This is a genomic window from Bacillus thermotolerans (genome assembly GCF_000812025.2).
Classification (GTDB): Bacteria; Bacillota; Bacilli; order Bacillales; family Domibacillaceae; genus Quasibacillus; species Quasibacillus thermotolerans.
In genome coordinates this window covers 1-20,197 of the sequence record NZ_JWJE02000063.1, presented here as the reverse complement: position 1 = coordinate 20,197, position 20,197 = coordinate 1, and the positions used below count along the sequence as shown (strand labels likewise).

Sequence of the window (20,197 nt, the reverse complement as noted above, 5' to 3'; positions counted from 1 at the left end):
AAAAAAACCTCCTCTTTCACGTATTCTGAGGAGATTCTACATATTTTTTCACTGTTTGTCCATTGACAGAAGACTTTATCAACAGAATGAGCCAGCCGCTGGTATTAAACCAGCGGCTGGCTGTATAAAAGCGGATGGACCTTTGCTTCAAAAACAGAGGCCCATGCCAGTACCTGAAAATAAGATACTTTCTTTACCCTGCCAACCTATTAAGCCTTAAAGCTATCCTGCCATTTCAGCAAGCGCTGTTCTAAAAAGCGGACAATGGAATCGGATAATTTTCCGGCAAGGGCAAAGATGAGAATTCCTACAAAGACGGTGTCTGTCTGCATGAACGAACGCGCATCCTGAATCATAAAGCCGACGCCTCTGTCGGCTCCCAGCAATTCAGCGATGACTAAGCACATCCAGGCAGTGCTCAAGGCCAACCGTATCCCGAGCAAAATATTCGGCAATGAAGCAGGAATCATCAATTTCGTAATTTGATCCAGGCGGCTGTATTCTAGTATTCGGGCGACATCATACAGTTTTTTATCTACGTTCCGGATCCCCAGGAAGGTTTGTAGGTATAAAGGGAAAAAGGCGCCTAACGCAATGAGAAGCACTTTAGACAATTCCCCGAATCCGAACCACATAATAAACAGCGGTGTCAGCACCAGCAGCGGGATGGTGCGCAGCATTTGGATGCTTGGGTTAAGATACTCTTCCGCTTTTTTGTTTACACCTACTGTAATGCCGGCAGCCAATCCAAAAAAAGCACCTAAGGCGAAACCGAGAAAAGCCCGGGTCAGGCTGATGCGCAGATGGCTGGCCATTTCACCGGATTGAACGAGCTCCATGAAGCGGGTAAAAATGAGCGACGGGGAAGAAAATAACTGGGCCGGCAATATACCGGTAGACCCAAGCAGCTCCCATAAGATCATGACGGTAGCCGGCAGGCATACGCCCCGCCAAACCACGCGGCCTTTCGTGTAGGTGGACTTCTCTTTTTTAACCGATACCGCTTTGTTCTGAGCGATCGTTTGTGCAGGCATTTTTTATCATCCTTTCAAGTGTGAATTAAATGCTCCAATCCTCTGTATCTTCCGCTGGACCTTCGAAGTAGCTTAAAATCAATGTCCGGTATTCCTGAAACGATTGGCTGATCCTTGTTCTCGGGTAGGGCAGCTCAATGGGAATGGCTGCCTTTACCCGCCCCGGTTTTGCCTCCATGACGATCACTTTTGACGACAAAAAGATGGCTTCATCAATGTCATGCGTGACGAGCAGCATCGTTGTCTGGTTTTTCTTCCATATTTCCAGCAAAGCTTCTTGAAGGTGGGTACGGGTGAACGCATCCAACGCCCCGAACGGTTCATCCAGCAATAACACGCCAGGATGGCGCAACAAAGCCCGTGCAATGGCGACCCGCTGTGACATGCCGCCTGATAACTGGCGCGGGTAGGCTTTTTCAAATCCTTTCAAGTGAACGAGCGAAAGCAGCTCATCGACTCTTTGGCGCACGGATGGGTCTTTTAATGAAAGATTGCCTGAAATGTTTTTTTCCACCGTGAGCCATGGAAATAAGCGGTGCTCCTGAAAAATAAAGCCCCGGTCTTTCGAAGGGCCGTCTACCGCTTGGCCGCCAACCGCAATCGTTCCGTCAAAGTCCGGGTCAAGTCCGGCAATCAATTTTAACAACGTACTTTTTCCGCAGCCGCTCGGGCCGATAATCGAGATAAATTCCCCGTTCCTGACTGAAATATCCAAGTCGTGCAGCACGTGGACACGGTCCTGATCGTTTTGAAAAGTTTTGCTTACGTGTTCAATCGTCAGCATAGAAGCCATGATTGGATCTCCCCCTTAAATAAAATAAAAAAAGGAGATTCAGAGAAAAGGCGCGTGCGGCCATCTCTCCGAATCTCCAGTGGACTGGTTGATTCATGTCAGCTGATTGAATTGATAATAATTTACCATTCCTTTCATCGACATGCAAGACCTAAAACCAACTAAATTTATTGGAATAGTTTAAAAAATAGTTGACAGATTATTTTTTCTCTTGGTAAGATGCAGCATATACACCCGCTTAACTGTTCATCTAATTCAATAAGGAATCAAGAATCGACTAGTCGACTAGAGATTCAACATGGGAGCGAAGTGCGCCCCTCGTTGAATCTCTTTTTTTATTACTAAACCAACTATACAGGGCGGTTAAGTTAGGTGTTCACAAATAAGCACAATAGGAGGAAAGAAAAATGACAATCAATCAAACAAAAGCGGTAAGAGCGGTACCAGTGACAGGAAGGATCGGTGCGGTCATTGAAGAAGTCCAGTTACATGAAAATTTAGATCCCACTGTACTGAACGAGATTAGAGAGGCACTCCACGAGCACCAAGTCTTGTTCTTTAAAGGACAGCATCATGTAGATGATGCCAGCCAGGAAGCTTTTGCGAAATTATTGGGGCAGCCGTACAATCATCCGACCGTCCCGGTGAAACAGGACACCCATTATATTTTCGAGCTCGATTCCCACAAAGGGGCCAAGGCCAATCACTGGCATACGGATGTCACGTTTGTCCCGCAGGTGCCGAGATACTCGATTTTAAGAGGAGTTACCATTCCGGAAACGGGCGGAGACACGGTTTGGGCCAACACCCATACCGCCTATGAAGATCTGCCGGAAGGCTTAAAAAAACTAGCGGATCAGCTATGGGGGATTCACACGAATGAGTATGACTATGCTCAATTTAAACCGAGGGACAAAGAAGGCAATGAGGCGACCCAGCACTACCGGGCTGTCTTTGAATCAACGATTTACAAAACGAGACATCCAGTGGTTCATATTCACCCGGAAACGAAGAAAAAACATTTGCTGCTCGGCGGATTCGCCGGACGAATTGATGGCTATACAACGAGCGAATCGGAAAGGCTCCTTAGCATTTTTGACTCCTATGTAACCCGCTTAGAAAATACTGTACGCTGGAAATGGTCAGAAGGCGATATCGTCATCTGGGATAACTTAGCCACCCAGCATTATGCGGTGGCTGACTATACGGACCAGCACCGTATCGTTCGCCGCGTAACCGTTGGAAGCCACGTGCCGGTAAACGAAGCGGGGGAGGCAAGTTCACTTCTTTCCAAGAAATAAGCCGTTACCACCAGAAAGGAAAATGTTTTAAAGATCGAGAGGTTCCATAAGGGATGTCTTCCCTTATGGAACCTTTATATAGATAGACGGAGGGAGAATATGAAGAACCACACGTATAAAACATGGGTATGGGTAGTGATTGCTGTAGCGGGTATACTGGCAGGGTGCCAGTCGAGCGCAGGAGAAGTGAATGAACAAAACGACAGAGGCGATGCTCCCGTTCAGGTGAATATTGCATTAAATGGGAAGCTGTCGCCTTTATTCCTTGCTCAACAGAAAGGCTGGTTTGAAGAAGAGTTTGAAGACTTCAATGTTGAAGTCGCGTGGAGTGAGTTCCCAAGCGGTCCGCCGCTTTTGGAATCACTTGCGTCTAACCGGGTGGATCTGTCCTTGTTAGGAGACGGTGCACTGATCGCCGGCATCGATAAACAGCTGCCCTTTGAGGTCATTGCTCAAACATCTGACGGCGGAGCGAATTCACGAATCCTTGTTCAAAAAGATGGAAACATCAAGAAACTGGACGACTTAAAAGGAAAAACCGTCGGTGTCGCTTCAGGCACCACCGCTCACGTTTATTTAATCAAAGCCTTAAAGACGAGCGGTTTAACGACAGATGACGTGAAAATGATTAATTTGCAGCCGGATGACGGGCAGGCCGCCTTTGAATCCAAGAAGCTGGATGCGTGGGTGATCTGGAATCCTTATTACCTTCATAACGTGGAAAAAGGAACCGCCTCCGTCATTGAAGTGGATGAAAACATATTAGCCCCCGGAGCGATTATTGCGCGAACAGGGTTTGCAGAGGAGCATCCGAAACTGGTAGAAACCTATGTGAAAGTGTATCAAAAAGCGGCAGATTGGCAAATCCATCACCCCGATGAGGCTGCTGAACTTTACGCCAAAGAAACGAACATGCCAAAAGAGACGATCAAGAAAATGATCACAGCAGACCAGCCGAACCTGTTTTTTACTGAAGAGTCCATCAACGCCCAGCAGGAGTCAATCAATACATTAGCGGATGTCGGCTACATTAAAGAATCTTTCCGTTTTAAAGAACACATTCATAACGAATACTTGGACGCGGCCGTTAAGGAACCATAAACAGCCGGCCTCTGTCTTTAAAACGGGGGCCGGCTGTTTATCGCTTTATTGGTTATTCTTTTTCGGAGCAGGGTCGTCGCCCATTTCCTGGTAGAAGTCTTCTTTTTCATAAACCTCTTCGCTGTTAGGGAGGTCAAAGGAGTCGCTGCTTTCCAGTTTGTCCCCTTGATAAAATTCGGTGGAATGATTCACGTCATCGCCCATTTTTTGATAGAAGTCTTCACCGTATTGCTGGTTATGAGCGGATGTGCGCTTCTGTTCCATGTCTCTTGGGCTTTGCTCATTACGCTTGTTTGTCATGGCTGATTCCTCCTTGATGAGAGTATCTTATGGTTCGGTCTCTTCTCCATTCTTTCCCTTTTCTGTGTTTCTAAAACAATGGTTCAAAGAAGAGAAACAAGAGGATGGTGCATACAGGCAATGCCTAATTTCTTTCCTTCCGGGTATAGACTTATATCCCAAACAAAGGAGGAAAACCGAATGGAGCATGTAAAAGCCATTATCATTAAATTCGTCATGATTGCGGCCGTATTAGGCATTATTTTGTCCGGCATTTTTGATGGGGCATTGAGTGATACGCTGTGGATCAGTGCAGCCTTAACACTTCTTGCGTATGTACTTGGTGACCTGCTGATATTCCGAAGCGTTGGTGACAGCCTGGAATATACGAAAAGAAATACCATCGCCACCTTATCGGACATCGTTTTAAGCTTTTTAGTCATCTACTTTATGGGAAACAGCTTATTTGTAGGCATGGATAACTTATTCAGCGCCGCTCTTCTTTCCGCTATTATGATTGGTGTAGGAGAATGGTTCTTCCATAAGTATTTAGACAATAACGTATTTGATGAAAAGCCGGACCACCATGAAACCGTGTAACCAAAAGGGACTGTGAAAGCAGTCCTTTTGTTTTTGTGTCGAGCATTTTCAGTTAAGCTCCTGTAATTGTTTGACGAATCCGAATCAATCCGCTACAGTAAAAAGGAACTCACATGAACGAAAGGGTGAACCAATTACATGAAGTACTAATCCTATTGTTGAAAGCCGCGAATGGAAGGTCGTTATCACGAAGCAGCTTATATGCCTGCTTGGTTCGTGATGCCTTCATTCAGATGCTTCAGAATAGGATTGGCTGCTTCTATAGTTGGTGTGAAAAGGGAGGAGTCTCTTTTCTTGTACCCACCTATGCTGTGTATGCCTCCTATTCTGACCGTGGATAGGGGGCATTTTTTGTTCCCTGAAAAATAAAAAATAGGGGATGATGGTATGCTGCTGTTAGAAGCATGGAACGTGAAACACTATGTCAAGGACCGTCTGTTATTCGATATGGAGCGGCTGCAAATTCATAAAAAGGACCGGATCGGCTTAGTCGGCCGCAACGGCAGCGGAAAAACAACTCTGCTGCATATACTAGCGAAGAAGCTCTCACCCGAGAGCGGAACCGTGATTCATCACGGGCAATGTGAACTGTTGCCGCAGCTCAAGCGAACCGATACGACGAAAAGTGGCGGTGAAGTCACTCAAGCTTATATTAACGAGGCCATTATGAAAGCACCCGCTGTTTTGTTTGCCGATGAGCCGACGACCCATCTTGATACCGAGCACATTGAATGGCTCGAGAAGAAGCTCTCCCACTGGAAAGGCGCTTGCGTTATTGTCTCTCATGACCGTGCGTTTTTAGATACCTTATGCACCACCATATGGGAAATCGACGATGGAAAGATCAGCGAGTATAAAGGCAACTATAGTGATTACGCCGAGCAAAAAGAGCGGGAGAAACAGCAAAAACAAGCCGCCTACGAGCAATATGAGGCGAAGAAAAAACAATTAGAGGAAGCCTTAAGGCAAAAAGAGAGAAAAGCAGAAAGAGCGACGAAAGCGCCGAAAAAAGTGAGCCCCTCCGAAGCAAGAATCACCGGAGCCAAGCCCTACTTTGCGAAAAAGCAAAAGAAGCTGCAAAAAACAGCTAAGTCGATTGAAACGAGATTAGAGAAGCTGGAAAAGGTAGAAAAAGTGAAGGAAGCCGCACCGCTCAAAATGGACCTGCCGAACCAGGAGGCAATCAAACACCGGATCATTCTTCGGGCCGAGAAGGTGGCCGGGACTGTGGGCAAGCGGGTTCTTTGGGACCCGGTCAGCTTTCATGTTCACGGCGGGGATAAACTAGCGATTATCGGTCCGAATGGCAGCGGGAAAACGACGCTTATCAAGAAAATCATAAATCAGGAAGAAGGGCTGACCCTTTCTCCAGCCGTGAAAATCGGCTATTTCAGCCAGCATTTAACGATCATTGATACAGACAAGACGATACTTGAGAATGTCCGTTCCACCTCCAGGCACGAAGAATCCTTTATCCGGACCGTGCTGGCCCGTTTGCATTTTTTCAGAGAGGATGTCTATAAACAAGCGGGGGTATTGAGCGGCGGCGAGCGGGTAAAAGTTGCACTCGCCAAACTGTTTTTAAGTGATATCAATACATTGATTTTAGATGAACCGACCAACTTTCTCGATATTGAAGCGGCCAGCGCCTTGGAATCGCTGTTAGCGGAATATGAGGGCACAGTGATCTTCGTCACGCATGACCGGCGGCTGATCGAGAACCTGGCTACGTGCCTTCTCATCATTCGTAACCAACAAATAGAATGGTTTGAAGGAACCTACCAGGCCTACAAGACTTACGAGCCTCAGCAAGCCAGAGACACCGCAGAAGACAAACGGCTCGTGCTGGAAACCAAAATATCGGAAGTCCTCAGCCGGCTCAGCATCGAATCGACCCCTGCACTCGAGGCGGAGTTCCAGCGGCTTTTAAAAGAGAAGCGGGATTTAGAGGCTAGGGATTAATGGTCTGGATCACTAGAGGCAGGTGGATAGTCATTTGCCTTTGGTGATTTTTTTTAATGGATCACTATGGTAATGTGGACATGTCAGACTTCTGCATATACATAGAAAGGACGGGAGAGGCACAATGTTTTTAAAAAGGATTACCCTGCAGCACGAGCGGATTCCCACTTTCCGTGACTATCCTTTTTCCATTCCTTCCATCCGGCACCTGGATCAGGTGGATATTAAAAGCCCAGTGACCTTTTTTGTGGGTGAGAATGGAACAGGGAAGTCGACGCTGTTAGAGGCGGTGGCTGAGCAATGCGGATTTAACACAGCCGGCGGAGGACGGAATAACTATTATGACGTGCATGCGTCTGAGTCAGCACTTGGTAAATACATAAGGCTTTCATGGCTGCCGAAAGTAACGAACGGATTCTTTCTAAGGTCGGAGTCTTTTTACCAGTTTGCCTCTCATGTGGACGACGTAGGGGCTCAAGGGGCGTACGGCGGGCGCTCCCTGCATGAACAGTCACACGGAGAAGCGTTTCTTTCGCTCTTTTTAAACCGGTTCACGGGAAGAGCGATCTATTTACTGGATGAACCGGAAGCGGCTTTGTCGCCGCAGCGGCAACTGTCATTTTTAAAAGTCTTGCATGACCTGGTTTCATCAGGGGACAGTCAGTTTATTATTGCCACGCACTCTCCTATTCTATTAGGATATCCAGATGCCACCATCCTCAGCTTTGATGAGGAAACCATCCAGGAGGTCACATACGAGGAGACGGAGCACTATCAGCTCACAAGGTATTTTCTGGAAAATAGGGAGCGGTTTTTGAGAGAGCTGTTATATAGTGAGGATGCATAATAGATTTAGATACAAGAATGAAGGAGTGGATAGATAAATATGACGAAGCTAAAGTTGACTGAATTGAAAAAAGAACTCAAAGCATTGGAGCAAAAAGAGCTGATTCAATTAATCTCGGAACTCTATAAGTTAAATAAGGATGTGCAGCAATATCTCTCTAACAAATTCATAGGCGAAGCGGCTGTCATAGATTTATATGAAAAAACGAAGAAGCAAATAAGCGATCAATTTTTCCCAGACCGCGGTTATGGAAAGCTGCGGTTAAATGAGGCAAAAAATGCAATTTCAAGCTTTAAAAAGCTATCGGGCGACCCACATAGAACGCTGGATTTAATGCTGTTTTATGTAGAAGCCGGAACAGAATTTTCTAGTATGTATGGGGATATAGATAGCAAATTCTATGACAGCATGCTGTCGATGTATGATAAAGTCGTAACGGCATGCGATAAAGATGAAACAGCCTTCAGCCAATTGAAAGAGCGGCTGTATGCTGTTGTGGAGCGGTCATCCGGCATCGAATGGGGATATTATCACGATGAGCTATGCGAAATTTATTACTCCATGGGCTGGGCGCTGGATGATGAAGACGATGAATAATCTAGCAATCAACTGAAATAGCAATCAAACAAACAAGATTCATCACATATTGATGAGTCTTATTTGTTTTTAGCGGTTTTGCTTATATCTGCAGCCGTATTTGTGAGCTAAATCATTTGTTTAGATTCATAAAAACATAAATAATTACAGCTAGAGCTGGCCAATGTAATTATTATAAACGTTAGAAAACATACTAGCCGCAGGAAAAAATGAGATAGTTAGTGAATAGTGTGCTGTTGAAAGAAAAAAGAAGGGGACAGAAAGAATTAAAGCTCCATCCTTCATTTTTTAATTCTAGTTAACATAATATAAATTATAGGAAGTTTCGTATAAAATATCTCATTTCATAAGTAAACTTTAAATAATGAGATATTTTAAAGATTAAACTGTTCTCGCAACAACTAACCATTATGCCTTTATTTCTTAACCAGTTTGGACAAGCTTCTCTCACATGCACATAAATAAAATCACCAATGATACAAACGATGAGATAAAAATCCAAAGGAATGTTATTTAATTGATTTCAATGGCGCAGGCGCTTGAAGCGAAATGCTCTCCAACGAGAAAACCATGTTCATCGGTATAATCAATGTGCGTCACTTCCTCTAAATAACGCTTCGTAAAACGGTCTAGCCGAATTTGAATGCCGCTGTCTTCCATCACAATATCTCCCCGGCGCGGCTCATCGAAAATAAGGGTGAATTTGACAGATACCCCGCAGCCGCCAGCTATACTGGCATCAATCCGGGGAGCTTGCTCTTTTTCCAGCTCTATTTCTTTCAGCTTAGTTAATGCCGATTTCGTTAACATAACAATCATCTGGGTCCTCTCCCCTCTTGCTGTTTGAAATTGTATAAAACTACCAAGAACGGAACAGTCGGAAAATGGCCGTCTCCGCATTCTTGGCAGTCCTTAAATGATATGGCATACATGCCTACAACGAATCAATGGCAGGGACCTTCTCCCCGCTCGGAACACGTTCTCTTTCCGTTCTTACAGATTCTTTTTCCTGCAGGATAACTGGTCTTTCACCCTTTTGCCTGTCTCGGTCGTCGCAAGGCCTCCAAGCGCGGTTTCTTTAAGAGTCCGGGGCATTTCCTTTCCAACTCTGTACATGGCTTCAATGACTTCATCACATGGAATCCGGCTTTCCACGCCGGCAAGCGATAAATCCGCAGCGGAAAAAGCGATTGATGTGCCAATCACATTCCGCTTAATGCAAGGCACTTCAACGAGACCTGCCACCGGATCACAAACTAAGCCTAACAGGGATTTCATCGCAAGAGCGGTAGCATTCACGGCTTGTGCCGGGGTGCCTCCCTTTAGCTCGACAATGGTTCCTGCCGCCATCGCTGTCGCCGATCCTACTTCTGCCTGGCAGCCGCCAGCCGCTCCTGAAATAAAGGAGCGGTTGGCAATCACATAGCCCAGCATGCTTGCGGTAAACAGGCCCATCACTAGATCTTTATACGCGTAGCCGTCATTCTTATGGAGTGAAAACAGGACACCAGGCAGGATACCGGCCGCTCCAGCCGTTGGAGTCGCCACAATGACGCCCATTCGCGCATTGCTTTCAGACGTAGCCATGGAGAAGGTCATCGCGTCACCAATGTAACTTCCCGAAAGGGCTTTCCCTTGGCTGATGTAGTTACTCATTTTCACCGCATCCCCGCCGGAAATGCCGCTTGGTGCTGCTGAGGCATCGGCTGTGCCGCTGTCAACGGCTTCTTTCATTTTGATCAAACGCTCTTCCATCATATGGATAATTGTTTCCTCGTCTTTTCCTGACTTTTCTGCTTCCATCATCAACATGATCTCGCCAATGGTTTTTTGTTCCCGCTGGCATGCTTCAATCAGCTCTGTCATGGACTGAATTTCCATTACATTACCTCCGTAAGGAATTTCATTTTTGGTTAATGGTTAGTTCTTGATGATATTGTTTGACAAGAGCTGCCAAGTCCTCATCTGTGCTTAGGCGAATATCGACCATCTCATCGTTAATCATGAAGATTTTGGATAGTCCGCCGCCAATGGAGGCACCGCCCACTTTTACCGTACAACCCCCGCGTTTGGCTGTCACGATCGTTGTATTTGGATGGTCAAACTGGATACAGCTGTCTTCAAAATCAAATTCATACTGCATGCCAGACTCTTTTGCCCATTCCAGGGAATGCTTAATCCGGGAGTCATCCGTGTCCATCCCCAATAATCCGCCAAGCAGGGCTTTATCGGTCCCATGCCCCTGGTACGTTTCAGCAAATGAATCGTAAAACACAATATCCGCCTTTTCCGGACATCCGCCTATCCATTCATGAATAAACTTGCCAATCGATACGACTCCGGCTGTGTGTGAACTTGACGGGCCTACCATAATAGGCCCAATAATGTCAAAACAACTTTGAAATTCCATGCTTATGCTCCTTTCCTATGCATGCGTGGGCTGTTGAAATAACGGATAGGCCTCGCAAATATTCGTCGTTGTCTCTTTTGCCTGGTTTAGCACCTGTTGGTCTCCTTTGCTCTTTAGAACGTCCGCCATGATTTTGCCGATGTTCACCATTTCCTCCTGCTTCATGCCGCGGGTCGTTAAAGCCGCTGTTCCCATGCGGATGCCGCTCGTGACAAAGGGGCTTTGAGGGTCGTATGGAATCGTATTTTTATTAACGGTAATCCCGGCTTCTTCTAATAGTTTCTCTGCTTCTTTTCCTGTCAAGTCCCACGGGCGCAAATCTAAAAGGATAAGATGATTATCCGTGCCGCCAGACACAAGCGTCGCACCTTCGTTCTTTAAGCTTTCCCCAAGTGTCGCGGCATTTTCAATCGCTTGCTGGGCATACGCGTTAAAGCCCGGCTGCAACGCTTCGTTAAAGGCCACTGCCTTCGCCGCAATGATATGCATTAGCGGCCCGCCTTGAATGCCGGGGAACACGGCTTTGTTGACCGCTTTGATCATCTTTTCATCGTTGGTCAAAATAACCCCGCCGCGCGGTCCTCTCAATGTTTTATGGGTGGTGCTTGTCACAACATCTGCATAAGGAACAGGCGATGGATGGAGGCCTGCTGCCACAAGCCCGGCAATATGCGCCATATCGACCATAAGTTTCGCTCCAACTTGATCAGCAATGTCTCTGAAACGCGCAAAATCAATGACTCTTGGGTAGGTGCTTGTCCCGGCAATGATCAGTTTCGGCTTCTCTTTCTTCGCGATCGCTTCCAGTTCATCGTAATCAATCAGCTGGTTATCCTCTCTTACGCCATAAGACACGACCTCAAACCATTTGCCTGAAATGCTGACAGGGCTTCCATGCGTGAGATGGCCGCCGTGCGAAAGGTTCATGCCCATCACTTTATCGCCGGGCTGAAGCAAGGCATAAAAGACAGCCAGATTCGCCTGGGCACCCGAGTGCGGCTGCACATTGGCAAAGCTTGGTTAGACGCTCAATCGCTGTCCGCTCCGCGATATCCACAAACTCGCATCCGCCATAATAGCGCTTTCCCGGATAGCCTTCCGCATACTTATTGGTCATCACGCTTCCCATGGCTTCTAACACATCATCACTGACGAAGTTTTCAGAGGCAATCAGCTCCAATGTTTGATGCTGGCGGCTTCTTTCTTTTTCTATCGCTTCGAAAATAGTGGAATCATTTTGTTGCAAACTCATGTTTCTCTCCTCCAATACATTTGTCATAAACAGTTCATTTTTTCGCTGCTGACCTGCTTTTCCGTGAGGACTGGTTACAAATGAAAGGATTCACTGCCTTTTTTGCACGCAAAAAAGGACAGAAAAGGGTAACAGCAGCTTTCTTTACCCTTCTCTGTCCTTTTACCTGAGAGTTTAACTCTATGGATCATAGAGTATTCCTCGTTGGTGGCGCCATCTAGATGCGCTCTCTCCAGAGGTGCGTCCGATTGCGGTTCCGTCTACCTGAGAGATTGGTTCCAAGGGTCTTTTTGGAACTTGCTCCTTCGGTGGCCTTTGTCTTTTGCACTCTCCCGCAATTGTCATCCGCTCTTATTTAATTTTTGTTATATTTAGAATAGTCGGCGATTAAAGGAATGTCAATTTGTTTGTCTGAGAACGGATCTTGTTTTCAAAAACTCTTTTTTAATTTTACCTTGTATAAGGAAAATTAAATTAACGTTTGCTGTTCCTTGATTTTCCACCATTCGAGAAGCGAATACGTTACTGACTAGAGAACGCAACCATCTATGGTCTGGTTCGTTTTTAAAAAGCATCATGTCGTTTTAGCTGTTTTTATTTTTCTCCTGCTAAGCTAGCCTTCATCTCTTCTACTGACTCTACTTCAAAACCTAGCTCGCGTAACATTTTTTCATCTTCTGTTTCATCTTGTCCAGCTGTTGTTAAGTAATCTCCAACAAAGATCGAGTTAGCTGCATACAGCGCTAGTGGCTGCAGGGACCCCAGATTCACTTCACGTCCGCCTGAAACCCGAATTTCCTTTGTTGGATTGATAAAGCGGAACAGCGCTAACACTTTCAAGCAATACAGCGGATTTAATTCTTTTACTCCTTCTAATGGAGTCCCGTCGATGGCATGAAGGAAATTAACTGGAATTGAATCGGCATTAAGTGCCTTTAAACCATTCGCCATATCGACCACGTCTTGTCTCGTCTCTTTCATTCCTACAATGACACCTGAACATGGAGACATTCCTGCTGCTTTTGCTTTTTCTACTGTACGGACACGATCATCGTATGTATGGGAAGTCGTGATATTCTCATGATTTCTCGCTGATGTATTGATGTTATGATTGTAACGATCGACTCCAGCCTCTTTTAATTTCTTCGCTTGGTCTGGCTTTAAAATCCCAAGGCAGGCGCAAACCTTCATCCCGTAAGTGTCCTTAATTTCTTTGACCGCTTCGACTACATGATCAACTTCTTTATTAGATGGGCCCCTACCACTGGCCACTATGCAGTATGTTCCTGCATTTAACTCATAAGCCCGCCTAGCTCCTTCAAGGATGGTATCCTTATCGACCATTCTGTAACTATCAATTGGTGCTGTTGAAATAGAAGATTGTGAGCAATAGCCGCAGTTTTCCGGACAAAGTCCCGACTTTGCATTCATGATCATGTTTAGCTTTACCTTGTTTCCATAATAACGCTTTCTAATTTGAAACGCCGCATGCATTAACAATAAGATATCATCGTCTGGACATTCTAAAATAGAAAGCGCTTCTTCATTGGATACCGCTTTCCCCTTTAGTACTTGATCTGCCATTTGGCTCCATTTGTTCATTTTATTCCCTCCAGCTGATTGAGTTGGCTGATTAGCAGGTTCACATCTATATGAGTTTTCACCATTTTTATTATATTTTCTTTTGTGATGTCTTTCAGTTTAGGAGTAACCCCTAATACAGGCACGCCGCATAGCCTCTCAATTAAGTCGGGGTTTGTTTTTTCCGCAAGGCTCGGAAGATCATTAATTCCATTGATGACGATCCCGGCAATTGGAAGGCTCAGTTTTTTTGCGTATTCAACCGTTAAAAATGTGTGATTAAACGTCCCGAGGTTTGGCCGGGCTACAATTACAATTGGCAGCTGTAAGACCTTTATCAAGTCACTAACCAAGAAATCTTTCCCTAACGGTACTGAAATTCCGCCTGCACCTTCGACTATGAAAAATTTATGTTTTTCTCTGATCCTTTTCCAGTGGCTTACTAGATCTTCCATCTCTACGATCTTGCCTTCCAGCTTTCCGGCCACATATGGAGCCAGAGGCTCTTTAAATTCAAACGGGGTAATCTCTTTATGGGATAAAGGTGTCTGGGAAAGCTGCTTCAGCAAGCTTGTATCACTCTTCGAATCTTCACGCGCAACCCCGCTTAACAATGGCTTAAATACACCAACATCGAACCTTTTTTCTCGTAATACCGCAGCAAGTCCGCTTGATATCATGGTTTTTCCCACATCGGTATCTGTTCCTGTTACAAAAAAACCGTTGATCAAATCATATTCAACTCTTTTCCAATGAGATAAAAGCATTTCAATAAGTAGTCTATTTCTCTGGATCCATGGGCAGAAGTGACAGTTAAACGAATACGACTTTCTTTACTTGGTACGGTGGGTGGACGGATAGCAGGAGCATATATTCCATTTTTCTTAAGCTTTTCCGCAAAAATGACAGCATCTTTGGGGTCACCGATAATGACCGGGATAATCGGTGTTAGCTCTCCTTTCATCCTGTAGCCCATTTCTTGTAAACTGCTTTTTATTTTTTTAACATTAGAAAACAATAGATGACGCTGTTCATCGCTATCTTCAATGATTCCTAAGGCGGTGTGGGAGGCAGCACAAATGGACGGCGGTATCGCTGTTTGAAAAATAAAGGTTCTAGCATGATTGAGCAGAAAATCTATTAATACCTTGGAACCTGTGACGAAACCGCCCTCCGTCCCGACCGCTTTACTTAAGGTTCCAATCACCACATCTGGATGAACACCAAAGTATTCACTTGTCCCCCTTCCTCGTTCTCCCAAAACTCCTGTTGCATGGGCATCATCTACAATGACGCAAGCATCATATTGTTTCGCTATTAAGGTGATTTGATCGAGAGGGGCAATGGTCCCATCCATACTAAACACTCCATCTGTTACAATAAATCGTCGTCGGTATGACGTTGTTTCTTTCAATTTTCTTTCGAGATCCTTCATATCGATATGGTTGTAAATAAAGGTGTCCGCTTTTGAGAGGCGGCATCCGTCGATAATGCTTGCATGATTTAACTGATCGCTTAAGATAGCATCCCCTTTTCCAGGCAAAGAAGACAGCACGCCTACATTGGCTAAAAATCCACTGGAAAATAGAAGGGCCGCTTCACTTTGCTTAAAACGGGCTATTTTTTCTTCCAGATTCTGATGCCAGTCCGTATGGCCGGTCGTTAACCTCGATCCGCTGCTCCCGACTCCAAATTCGTGCAAGGCTGCTTTTGCTGCATGAATTAAGCGCTGATCATTCGCAAGTCCTAGGTAATTATTGGAGGAAAACACGATTTGGCGCTGATCGTCTACTAACACCTCAGGTGAAGGGGCCGAACTCATGGTATGAAAATGACGGTACAATCCTGCCTCTTTTGTTTGATTGACCCTCTGGCTTAACCAATCGTCAAGCTTCAACACCCGTCACCTCATTTGTGACCTCCATAATGGCTTCCTTCATAATCGTGACCATTGCTTTTAAATCTTCCCTTGTACTTACATGCGGAGGCATAAAGACGATCACGTCACCAAGTGGTCTTGTTAACATTCCAAGTTCTCTCATTTTTAATGTAGCTTGATAGCCTACCCGTTTTTTTGCAGGGAAAGGCACTTTTGTTTCTTTTGAGTAAACAAGCTCGATTCCACACATAAACCCAAGCTGCCTAATATCGCCCACGTGCGGAAGTGATTTCAACTCTTCTAAAAGCAAGTGAAGATCCTCTGTCTTTTTTGAGACTTCTTCTACCATGTTTTCGGATTCAAACAGACGCAAATTTTCAATGGCAACGGCACATCCAAGCTGATTCCCTGTATAAGAATGGCCGTGGAACAATGTTTTCAACTTTTCGTAATCATCATAGAAGGCATTGTAGATGTCCTCTGTTGTTAAGGTTGCAGCAATGGGCAAGTAGCCTCCGGTGATTCCTTTCCCCACAGCCATTAAGTCAGGCTGGACCCCTTCATGTTCACAGGCAAACATTTTACCTGTACGACCAAATCCAGTGGCTACCTCATCCACGATCATTAAGACATCATATTTTGTACAAAGATTACGTACTCCCGACAAAAATCCTTCAGGCATGACAATCATACCGCCAGCCCCTTGGACCATGGATTCAATTGTGAGGGCTGCAATATTCTGATGGTTCTCGATCAATAACTTTTCAAGAATGTCTAAACATTCATCGCGACATTGTACAGGATCACCGCTCTTAGAATGATAAACATTAGGAATAGGTGCTTTAAAACTCTCAAACATTAAGGGACCGTACACTTGATGATACATCTCAATGGACCCTATACTGACAGTTCCGATCGTGTCACCATGATAGCCATTTTGCATTGCAATAAATTTTTGTTTTTCCGGTCTGCCAATATTCGACCAATACTGAAAGGCCATCTTAAGAGCAATTTCCATCGCCTCTGCTCCGCTATCTGAGTAAAAGACGCGTGTCAGCTTTTCAGGACTTATTTCAACGAGCTTTTCAGCAAGCTCTGTTGCCGGAACATTTGTCAACCCTAATAAAGTAGAATGGGCTATTTTATCAAGCTGTTTCTTAATTGCTTCATCCAATTCTTGCTTCCGGTGACCATGAACATTAAGCCATAGAGACGAATATCCATCATAGTATTCCTTGCCTTCAATGTCTTTCACCTTTATCCCTTTTCCGCTATCCACAATAAAAGGATGTTCATCATAATCTTTCATTTGTGTAAATGGTAACCAAAGATACTTTTTGCTTTTTTCAATTAATTCATGTGTCATTCATCTTCCTCCCATTGAATTAGTATGGATTGTCTTTCTAGGTAGTCTATGTATGGCTGAAGATGGCTTGAGCCATCCACAAAGAAGATTCGGCAGCCACGCTCATCTCCATATTCTTTTAGCTTCGTTATTCGCTGATACCCCAGCTTTTTACTGGCCACATAACCTGTTATGTATTCTGGATCATCTGACCAGCATAACTCTGCGATTGTAGCAGGGTGCGCACTTACCTTTGTTGCTAGTACAAGCGCCTCCTTCAATCTTTGGCTTCGAGACATGTTGTAATGGTCCGCCCATTTTTCAAAATCCCCGGTTAACCAGTCCATTCTCGAAACCCGGACCCCTTTTTCATTTCGATCACCGATTCGTGAACAAGAGCGGATATCAAACAAAATTGCTCCTCTAAGTACCGAATGCTCCATTAATTCTCTGTGTGCTTTTTCAATGCTCTCGGTTGGGACTCCTGCTTTCTCTAGAAGATTCCGAGCGATTGATTGTCCTTCTTCGACGGACCCCGCTTCATTTATTTCAATAGGCAACGGTTTCAGTTTTTTTATCGGTTCATCAATCATTTCAAACTGAATTTGCATAAAATCCGGATTGCCTCTGGAATGGGACAACGCTTTATCCAGCAGAACATTTATAGATTGTTTCAAATTGTCGTAGGTTGAAAGCTGTTCCCCTCCGGATATATGCTTTCCGCCTTTTTCGTGAGGTCCGTTCTGGGAGGCTCTCATTCTAACACTATAAAATGTTTCCTCTCGCAAGGCTTTTACCATCCTTTCGTTTTCTCACCTCTTTCTAATGTTAACTTAAATTAAAACATAGTTAACATTTAAAATATTAAATATCGCTACTTATTTTGTCAATATTTTAATTTATATATATTTCAGAAATTTACCATGATCGTACATTTAGTCATATACCGCTATTACTGTCACACCCTTCATGGGTTTACGAAGAGATGATTCCTTTCTAAGCCTGTCTTTATCCAATTAAATACTCTTCGCTCTCTGCATATTTCCCCGCGTTTTAGGCAATAACTGCCTGTATAAGCCAAACGTGTTCAAGGAGGGCAACATGCCATATTTAACGGTAGTCGGATATGGAACCTTTGAAGTGGAAAAAGGGAAAAAGCTTGTACTGGCTCTAGAGGATAACGGAATCAATATTCTTCACCGCTGCGGAGGCCGGGCAAGGTGCACCACCTGCCGGGTGGAGATGCTGGCGGGCGATTATTGTGACTTATCGGCGCTTGAAAAAGAAGCGTTTGAGAAAAAGGAAATCGAAGGCGTGATTGAAGATCACCTCCGCTTATCCTGCCAGATCCGCATTACAGAGGATTTAACGGTCCGCCCTATCTTAACCGCCGAAAGCTCCGGCATGGAGCCAGGCCCGAGACCTGAGGAATAACCGGAACACAAAAGGAGCAGCCGACAAGCTGCTCCTTTCGTTAGTTTTATATTAGGCGTGCTGATACGCCAGTTTCTTGGCTGCTTCTTTCACGCGCTCTAGACCCTCTTGAATGATGGCCTCCGCTTGGTCTGGTGCGGCATTGTGGCCTTCGATAATAACTTCATCGATGATGTCCATGCCGAATACACCGCCGAATACGTTGCGCATGTAATTCACAGACATTTCCATTGGTGCGGCTTCTGGAGTAGAGTAAACGCCTCCGCGCGCATTCAGGAAGATCGCTTTCTTGTCTGTCATCAGCTGAATCATTTCGCCTTCAGGGCTGTATTTGAACGCAAACCCTGCTGCGTACACGTAATCAATAAATGTTTGCAATTTGGCAGGGATCGTTAAGTTCCACAGCGGGAAAGCAAAAACGACCACGTCTGCTGCTGACAAAGCATCCATCGCCTTTTGCTTAGCTGCTAGAAGGCGCTGTTCTACATCTGTCAGTTCCGCTCCGGATTCTGTTTTTCCGAAGGCATTGAATAAATCCTGTCCGAAATAAGGCATATCCTCTTCGAACACATCATATGTCGTGATGTTCAAGTTTTCGGCACCCTTGATTTCTTCCATAAACGTTTCATACATTTTGCTCGATACACCTTCGGATGCCGGGCGATTATTCGCTTTCACTACAAGTACATTCATGATACAATTCCTCCACTTTCTTTTATAGCCAGAACAGGCAGCGGCCCATTCTTTCGGTTTTTCCGGTTCCATGTTATTGTAATAGTATTCCTTAAAGAAAGTAAGTACGCACTTTAAAGTAGCATAGTATCAAAAAGGATACTAAGGGGGAGGATTCGATGGAAAAGAAACCTGAATTGTGCCGTGTGGAAGATGCCTTAGGAATCTTAGTCGGCAAGTGGAAGCCGATCATCCTGCTGCACTTATTGATCAACGGGACGATGCGGTTCAGTGAGCTGAAACGCCATATGCCGGGGATTACCCAAAAGATGCTGACCAAGCAGCTGCGGGAATTAGAGGAAGAAGACATTGTCCAGCGCGTCGTCTATCCGCAAGTGCCTCCGAAGGTAGAGTATTCCATTACGGAGTACGGAAGAAGCCTCGAGCCGATCCTAGAAGCGATGCATGAATGGGGGAGCAAGCACACGGCTCATAAGGAAGAAAAAGAGAAAAGAATGGCCCAGAAAGAAGCGAACTGACCGTTCGCTTCTCACGTTGTTGAAAAACAACTTAGTCAAGAAAACCCTGGTGAATTCTCACCGGGGTTTTCACTTTTTTTAAATTGTTAAATGGAATCTTCTATAATATGAGAAGTGAGGTGGAGACCAATTTTCTGTAAAGAGCGGAGTTTGGCCCACTTTTTCAAGTTTTGTATGATGGCAGTCATCAAAACTTGCGTTTTCACTTTTTGAACTCCACGGTAACGTGCATAGCGCAGACCGTGGAGTTCTTTACTGTGTGCAAAGCTTAATTCAACGGTGGATGGCCGAACAGAACGCAAGATTTTTCCCCGCAGAGACAGGCGCTGCTGGCGCAGTTCATTATACGTCTCCTGATGAATGGATAGACGAAGCACCCGGTCTTCTCCCGGTTTTTTCGCAAATGGGCACCCCTGACAGCTGCCTTTTGGCGGTTTAAACTCATGGGAACCTTTCCGTGTTGTCGTCCGATAGTAAAAAGGCACCCCGCAAGGGCAAGCGTAAAGATCTTCCTTTATTCGGCGGAATTGAGTCCGGCGGCACTGTGGATGTTCCTTCACGGGTATTCGGC

General features: G+C 45.1%; 22 protein-coding genes, 1 pseudogene and 1 riboswitch. Of the genes and pseudogenes, 9 read left to right on the top strand and 14 right to left on the bottom strand.

The genetic code is table 11. From position 1 onward, the window contains the following. Positions 1-220, top strand: a 220-nt coding sequence (locus tag QY97_RS20885; protein WP_232506370.1) for a hypothetical protein, incomplete at its 5' end; no start/stop codon positions are given. Here the strand turns inward: QY97_RS20885 and QY97_RS16915 are convergent. Together QY97_RS16915 and QY97_RS16910 are read right to left on the bottom strand one after the other, a co-directional pair. Then, positions 210-1,034, bottom strand: coding sequence for an ABC transporter permease (locus tag QY97_RS16915; RefSeq protein ID WP_039236829.1), 825 nt, complete (start codon positions 1,032-1,034; stop codon positions 210-212). The genes QY97_RS20885 and QY97_RS16915 overlap by 11 nt on opposite strands. A gap of 25 nt (positions 1,035-1,059) precedes the next feature. Next, a complete protein-coding gene (locus QY97_RS16910; RefSeq protein ID WP_039236826.1) occupies positions 1,060-1,827 on the bottom strand; it encodes an ABC transporter ATP-binding protein in 768 nt (255 codons plus the stop codon). Positions 1,828-2,234: 407 nt separating this feature from the next. Between QY97_RS16910 and QY97_RS16905 the strand changes: the two genes are divergently transcribed. Together QY97_RS16905 and QY97_RS16900 are read left to right on the top strand one after the other, a co-directional pair. Then, on the top strand, positions 2,235-3,128 hold the full coding sequence (locus QY97_RS16905) for a TauD/TfdA dioxygenase family protein (protein ID WP_039236823.1): 894 nt from the start codon (positions 2,235-2,237) through the stop codon (positions 3,126-3,128). A 99-nt stretch (positions 3,129-3,227) separates the two neighbouring features. Beyond that, on the top strand, positions 3,228-4,229 hold the full coding sequence (locus tag QY97_RS16900; protein WP_046128799.1) for an ABC transporter substrate-binding protein: 1,002 nt from the start codon (positions 3,228-3,230) through the stop codon (positions 4,227-4,229). 45 nt (positions 4,230-4,274) lie between these two features. Here the strand turns inward: QY97_RS16900 and QY97_RS16895 are convergent, their stop codons facing one another. Beyond that, positions 4,275-4,529 (bottom strand): hypothetical protein, encoded by a 255-nt coding sequence (locus tag QY97_RS16895; protein ID WP_039236819.1) that lies wholly within the window; start codon positions 4,527-4,529, stop codon positions 4,275-4,277. Between the two features lie 180 nt (positions 4,530-4,709). On the opposite strand from QY97_RS16895, the gene QY97_RS16890 reads away from it, so the two are divergent. The 4 genes from QY97_RS16890 (at position 4,710) to QY97_RS16875 (ending at position 8,514) form a co-directional block, all read left to right on the top strand. Next, positions 4,710-5,108, top strand: a complete 399-nt coding sequence (locus QY97_RS16890; RefSeq protein ID WP_039236816.1) for a DUF2512 family protein — start codon at positions 4,710-4,712, stop codon at positions 5,106-5,108. A 387-nt stretch (positions 5,109-5,495) separates the two neighbouring features. Beyond that, a complete protein-coding gene (locus QY97_RS16885; protein WP_039236813.1) occupies positions 5,496-7,070 on the top strand; it encodes a Vga family ABC-F type ribosomal protection protein in 1,575 nt (524 codons plus the stop codon). A gap of 124 nt (positions 7,071-7,194) precedes the next feature. Beyond that, a complete protein-coding gene (locus QY97_RS16880; protein WP_039236810.1) occupies positions 7,195-7,917 on the top strand; it encodes an AAA family ATPase in 723 nt (240 codons plus the stop codon). A gap of 39 nt (positions 7,918-7,956) precedes the next feature. After that, positions 7,957-8,514: a DUF6155 family protein gene (locus QY97_RS16875; protein WP_039236807.1), complete on the top strand. Its 558-nt coding sequence runs from the start codon at positions 7,957-7,959 to the stop codon at positions 8,512-8,514. 513 nt (positions 8,515-9,027) lie between these two features. Here QY97_RS16875 and QY97_RS16870 read toward each other — a convergent pair. From QY97_RS16870 to bioW, 9 genes and pseudogenes are all read right to left on the bottom strand, one after another. Continuing rightward, a complete protein-coding gene (locus QY97_RS16870; RefSeq protein WP_039236805.1) occupies positions 9,028-9,333 on the bottom strand; it encodes an iron-sulfur cluster biosynthesis family protein in 306 nt (101 codons plus the stop codon). A 174-nt stretch (positions 9,334-9,507) separates the two neighbouring features. After that, on the bottom strand, positions 9,508-10,395 hold the full coding sequence (gene sdaAA, locus QY97_RS16865) for an L-serine ammonia-lyase, iron-sulfur-dependent, subunit alpha (RefSeq protein WP_039236802.1): 888 nt from the start codon (positions 10,393-10,395) through the stop codon (positions 9,508-9,510). 22 nt (positions 10,396-10,417) lie between these two features. Next, positions 10,418-10,924, bottom strand: coding sequence for a serine dehydratase beta chain (locus QY97_RS16860; RefSeq protein ID WP_039236797.1), 507 nt, complete (start codon positions 10,922-10,924; stop codon positions 10,418-10,420). A gap of 15 nt (positions 10,925-10,939) precedes the next feature. After that, positions 10,940-12,176: pseudogene (gene glyA / locus QY97_RS16855) on the bottom strand (serine hydroxymethyltransferase). Positions 12,177-12,417: 241 nt separating this feature from the next. Beyond that, a riboswitch (glycine riboswitch) is annotated at positions 12,418-12,521 on the bottom strand. Positions 12,522-12,770: 249 nt separating this feature from the next. After that, a complete protein-coding gene (gene bioB / locus QY97_RS16845) occupies positions 12,771-13,778 on the bottom strand; it encodes a biotin synthase BioB (RefSeq protein WP_039236790.1) in 1,008 nt (335 codons plus the stop codon). Next, positions 13,775-14,485: a dethiobiotin synthase gene (bioD, locus tag QY97_RS16840; RefSeq protein ID WP_039236837.1), complete on the bottom strand. Its 711-nt coding sequence runs from the start codon at positions 14,483-14,485 to the stop codon at positions 13,775-13,777. Before bioD ends, bioB begins: the two co-directional genes overlap by 4 nt. After that, positions 14,485-15,654, bottom strand: coding sequence for an 8-amino-7-oxononanoate synthase (gene bioF / locus QY97_RS16835; RefSeq protein ID WP_039236788.1), 1,170 nt, complete (start codon positions 15,652-15,654; stop codon positions 14,485-14,487). Before bioF ends, bioD begins: the two co-directional genes overlap by 1 nt. Next, on the bottom strand, positions 15,644-17,002 hold the full coding sequence (gene bioA / locus QY97_RS16830) for an adenosylmethionine--8-amino-7-oxononanoate transaminase (RefSeq protein WP_039236786.1): 1,359 nt from the start codon (positions 17,000-17,002) through the stop codon (positions 15,644-15,646). The genes bioF and bioA overlap by 11 nt, the downstream gene beginning before the upstream one ends. Continuing rightward, a complete protein-coding gene (gene bioW / locus QY97_RS16825; protein ID WP_039236834.1) occupies positions 16,999-17,769 on the bottom strand; it encodes a 6-carboxyhexanoate--CoA ligase in 771 nt (256 codons plus the stop codon). The genes bioA and bioW overlap by 4 nt, the downstream gene beginning before the upstream one ends. A gap of 313 nt (positions 17,770-18,082) precedes the next feature. Between bioW and QY97_RS16820 the strand changes: the two genes are divergently transcribed. Then, complete coding sequence (locus QY97_RS16820) at positions 18,083-18,415, top strand: 2Fe-2S iron-sulfur cluster-binding protein (RefSeq protein ID WP_039236783.1); 333 nt, start codon at positions 18,083-18,085, stop codon at positions 18,413-18,415. Positions 18,416-18,466: 51 nt separating this feature from the next. Here the strand turns inward: QY97_RS16820 and QY97_RS16815 are convergent, their stop codons facing one another. Continuing rightward, positions 18,467-19,108 (bottom strand): FMN-dependent NADH-azoreductase, encoded by a 642-nt coding sequence (locus QY97_RS16815; RefSeq protein WP_039236779.1) that lies wholly within the window; start codon positions 19,106-19,108, stop codon positions 18,467-18,469. 158 nt (positions 19,109-19,266) lie between these two features. Here QY97_RS16815 and QY97_RS16810 point away from each other — a divergent pair, with 158 nt between their 5' ends. Further along, the gene (locus QY97_RS16810) at positions 19,267-19,626 is read left to right on the top strand and encodes a winged helix-turn-helix transcriptional regulator (protein WP_039236777.1); all 360 of its coding nucleotides are present in this window, start codon (positions 19,267-19,269) and stop codon (positions 19,624-19,626) included. Positions 19,627-19,712: 86 nt separating this feature from the next. Here QY97_RS16810 and QY97_RS16805 read toward each other — a convergent pair. Beyond that, positions 19,713-20,197: transposase (locus tag QY97_RS16805; protein ID WP_198402947.1), on the bottom strand; the 485-nt coding region annotated here is incomplete at its 5' end.

Coding starts and splice junctions, on each gene's coding strand:
- QY97_RS16885 (WP_039236813.1), top strand. CDS start 5,496: ATGCTGCTGTTAGAAGCATGGAACGTGAAACACTATGTCAAGGACCGT.
- QY97_RS16875 (WP_039236807.1), top strand. CDS start 7,957: ATGACGAAGCTAAAGTTGACTGAATTGAAAAAAGAACTCAAAGCATTG.
- QY97_RS16860 (WP_039236797.1), bottom strand. CDS start 10,924: ATGGAATTTCAAAGTTGTTTTGACATTATTGGGCCTATTATGGTAGGC.
- QY97_RS16870 (WP_039236805.1), bottom strand. CDS start 9,333: ATGATTGTTATGTTAACGAAATCGGCATTAACTAAGCTGAAAGAAATA.
- bioA (WP_039236786.1), bottom strand. CDS start 17,002: ATGACACATGAATTAATTGAAAAAAGCAAAAAGTATCTTTGGTTACCA.
- QY97_RS16900 (WP_046128799.1), top strand. CDS start 3,228: ATGAAGAACCACACGTATAAAACATGGGTATGGGTAGTGATTGCTGTA.
- QY97_RS16815 (WP_039236779.1), bottom strand. CDS start 19,108: ATGAATGTACTTGTAGTGAAAGCGAATAATCGCCCGGCATCCGAAGGT.
- QY97_RS16880 (WP_039236810.1), top strand. CDS start 7,195: ATGTTTTTAAAAAGGATTACCCTGCAGCACGAGCGGATTCCCACTTTC.
- QY97_RS16905 (WP_039236823.1), top strand. CDS start 2,235: ATGACAATCAATCAAACAAAAGCGGTAAGAGCGGTACCAGTGACAGGA.
- QY97_RS16820 (WP_039236783.1), top strand. CDS start 18,083: ATGCCATATTTAACGGTAGTCGGATATGGAACCTTTGAAGTGGAAAAA.
- QY97_RS16890 (WP_039236816.1), top strand. CDS start 4,710: ATGGAGCATGTAAAAGCCATTATCATTAAATTCGTCATGATTGCGGCC.
- QY97_RS16910 (WP_039236826.1), bottom strand. CDS start 1,827: ATGGCTTCTATGCTGACGATTGAACACGTAAGCAAAACTTTTCAAAAC.
- sdaAA (WP_039236802.1), bottom strand. CDS start 10,395: ATGGAAATTCAGTCCATGACAGAGCTGATTGAAGCATGCCAGCGGGAA.
- QY97_RS16810 (WP_039236777.1), top strand. CDS start 19,267: ATGGAAAAGAAACCTGAATTGTGCCGTGTGGAAGATGCCTTAGGAATC.
- QY97_RS16915 (WP_039236829.1), bottom strand. CDS start 1,034: ATGCCTGCACAAACGATCGCTCAGAACAAAGCGGTATCGGTTAAAAAA.
- bioB (WP_039236790.1), bottom strand. CDS start 13,778: ATGAACAAATGGAGCCAAATGGCAGATCAAGTACTAAAGGGGAAAGCG.
- QY97_RS16895 (WP_039236819.1), bottom strand. CDS start 4,529: ATGACAAACAAGCGTAATGAGCAAAGCCCAAGAGACATGGAACAGAAG.